The organism is Pseudodesulfovibrio alkaliphilus (assembly GCF_009729555.1).
In the GTDB taxonomy this organism is placed as follows: domain Bacteria; phylum Desulfobacterota; class Desulfovibrionia; order Desulfovibrionales; family Desulfovibrionaceae; genus Pseudodesulfovibrio; species Pseudodesulfovibrio alkaliphilus.
Genome location: NZ_WODC01000020.1, coordinates 1 through 3,076 on the forward strand (window position 1 = coordinate 1; position 3,076 = coordinate 3,076).

Here is a 3,076-nt window from a genome sequence, read left to right on the forward strand (position 1 = left end):
CAGGGACGGACGCCGAACCAGGTCTTCCTGGACGGCATCGTGAAAGGCAAGAAAACGGAAACCGAAGAAGCAGCGTAACTCACCCCGCCAGGGGCGGCGGTGTCAGGTGAATACTATCTCTGTACATATTGACCTATCCCAAATATGACGTTACGCGACGTTGACGAGCCGATCATCAATATATTGACATTAATAATTTTTATCGATTTGAGCTATCGGGCTAATGGCGGCAAGAAAAGCTATGCAGAACTAGATTTATCTTAGCCCAGCAGATAAATGCGTTTTTCAAGTCAACACCTCCCGGGGTTTCTATATGCTTAATGACAACAATAGAAAACATTCAGAAAGCAAGTATGGATTTAATAAAAGAGGCAAGAAAACAAATGTTTATACAAGCTGCTTGACATTGATTGTGGTCGTGGCACTTCTTGCAGGTTGTGTTACGACAAAGCCTCAAAAAAGCCGGCAGGTCAATAACGTATACGAGGGCTCCCAGCAAGTATTACCCCATTTGCCAAAAGATGCCGATTTGACCCAAATTCAAGAGCAACTGCGCCTTTTCCGAAGCGAGAGATACCTCACAAAAAACGGAGAGATAAAAGTAATCCCCAGTGACTATGAACACATTCACTGGAATGGAATAATCGAGAAAGTCAAAGTCGAAGATTACACTCAGGAAGAAGAAGGTAGAATTGTCATCCCGGTAGGTTCTGACTGATGGCAACAAATAATGAGTCTAAAGAGGAAAGCCCGGTATATAAGAGTGAGGAACAAATTCACGCTAAAAGCTGGAAACATTTACTTATTATTTCGTCAGCAGTTTACCTTGTAGTTGAAGTAATTTTTAACATGTCTTTGCTGGAGGTCGTCTCTCGTCCAGATTTAACTTCCGATGTGTTGCATAGTGTAGAGGGGTTTGGTCGAAGGGCATCTTCTACCGGATTCGCACTGTTCGTTGTAGGCGTTTTTGTCTCGTCTAGCTTCATTGTCAGAACCTACCCTAAGCTTTTTCTCTTGTGTGGTATTGCTCTTGTTTGTGCATTGCCCTTCTTGCTTACTCCATACCACACAGACACCTTGTTCTGTGTCGGCGCTGGCTTATCCTTGACGGCATATGCATCATCAAGGATGACGAAGTCTTATTCCGCTGCAAAACGCTCTAGTCTCGCTTTACTTGGTCTTTTGTTGTTGTCCTGGCCTGCTTTCTATTACGGGAAAATTGCCGTCACAGACCATTACATAATTGATCCTTCGAGCGGAGAAGAAAGACTGTCTGCACGCTATATCAATCTCCTGCGGATGGCGCTGGTTAATGACATTGTAGTGCTCGAAGACGTTGCCCCAGCGGATTTTAATGGTCCAAACAGTGCCGAAGCGAGAGCTTTTCTTGTCATGCTGGGTCCCTTGGCTCTCAATTCAGATAGTTTACTTTCTTGGGCCTCCAATGAAGAGAATGTCGATAGCGTTGTTAGGAAGCTTGCAAGGCTCCGTAAGGTCGTAGACACAGACAAGGAATATGCGAAGTACTTAGACCGACGAGATATCTTCATAAAAGAGGTGTACGAGCCTTATGCTGCAGCTTCCGAGAGTTACGTTGGACAAGGGAAGCCCATAGCAGAACAAGCTGATAAGAATTGGAAGACAATACACCTAGAGATCGATCAAGGCTTGGTGAACTACAAGCGCGAGCAAAAGACATTCGAAGACGCATACATCAGACTAGCACGGGACAAAATCAGTCCTAAACTTCAGCAGTTCTTTGAAAAGAGGGCAAAATGCTCGGAGAGAAGTTCAAGCTCATCCGTAAGGAGTTGCCAGGAAAGCTTGGATCAAGAATATGAAAAACTGATGAGCAGGGTCATCAATCCTCCAATACCTTGGCGAAATTTTTGTAAGGAAGACAACGGGTTTGACCTCAACGACACCTTTGAAGCGATTAGGACATTTGGGATCAGCATACTAAGCAGAGCACTTAGCTCCCGATATGATTGCTCTTATGATCCGCAAATGGTCGGGCTTATGCTGGCCCATTGGGAAAAGGATAGGTTTGGAAGTCATAAAAGCAATAGTTACGGGCTGCCTTACGGTTTAAGCGATCAAGGTTATTACTCTTCGCCCCAGGTCGCCAAAGCAGTTCGGGACAACTTAATGAATAAGCATGGCATTAAGCTGCCAAGTAACTGGGATATCTATGACCGAAAGACATTCAACAAAGCCTATACCTTAATGGCCCAGAATGAAGCCAATGTCATATGGGACAGGAAGATAACCCAACTCCTGGGAGGGGTGGTTAAACCTCGCCTTTCAATGAACCAACTAACAAAGACTTCTGTGGTTGCCAGCAAGATCAAGGAGGAACTTGTAGACATGTACCAGCCAGGTTTCGTTTTCTCATGGTCTAAAAAAGAGTTCGTAACAAACATCATCGAACCAGCACTCAAAAAGAGGGTAGATGATGAGCTTAAAGTATTTAAGACTCATGCAACGAAATACGAAAATGGTGAGGAATTGATGGATGAAGGCAAGATGTTGCTGCGAACGGCCTTAATCCCTCCGATTGCGGTATGCCTTTCGCTATTATTCTCATTTCTTTCAGCGGGTAAACTATTGGTTTCTGCCCGCGAAATATTGGTGAAGGAAGAGATTTCAAGCAAGTTAATGAAATGGCTTTGGAGCGCAATCCTCTATACCTTACCCTTGGTGACTGCTTTGGGGTTGGCGGCGTATCTACCTAATCCTTATTTATCGTCGCAGGCCTGGGATGAGTTGTATAATGAAACCCGTCAACAAAGTGTTTGGTGGCCATACTCTTCAAAGTTCGTTCTCTCTGTCCAGCCCGTTTTGGCATACCCTGGAGACATACTGATGAGAACCTTTGAGCCGTTTGGTTTAAAGGGATCGTCCGAAAATGGCGGCACGAAAAGTGACGAAGCAGCCCCTCATGACCTTTTAGAACTTATCCGTAAATAAATAGACTTTTTCTAGAGAATTTGGCATGCTCTCTCCATGAGGAGGAGCCATGTCTACCAAAGTCAAATCCTGGGAAGTTTCTGATGAATTCTGGGCAATTGTTGAA

The 3,076-nt window shown here is 44.5% G+C and carries 2 protein-coding genes; both read left to right on the forward strand.

Annotated features, from left to right (window positions below; all coding sequences use genetic code 11):
- Positions 1–313: 313 nt before the first annotated feature.
- Positions 314–718: a hypothetical protein gene (locus GKC30_RS14770; protein WP_155935740.1), complete on the forward strand. Its 405-nt coding sequence runs from the start codon at positions 314–316 to the stop codon at positions 716–718.
- Positions 718–2,970: a hypothetical protein gene (locus GKC30_RS14775; RefSeq protein ID WP_155935741.1), complete on the forward strand. Its 2,253-nt coding sequence runs from the start codon at positions 718–720 to the stop codon at positions 2,968–2,970. The genes GKC30_RS14770 and GKC30_RS14775 overlap by 1 nt, the downstream gene beginning before the upstream one ends.
- Positions 2,971–3,076 lie beyond the last annotated feature (106 nt).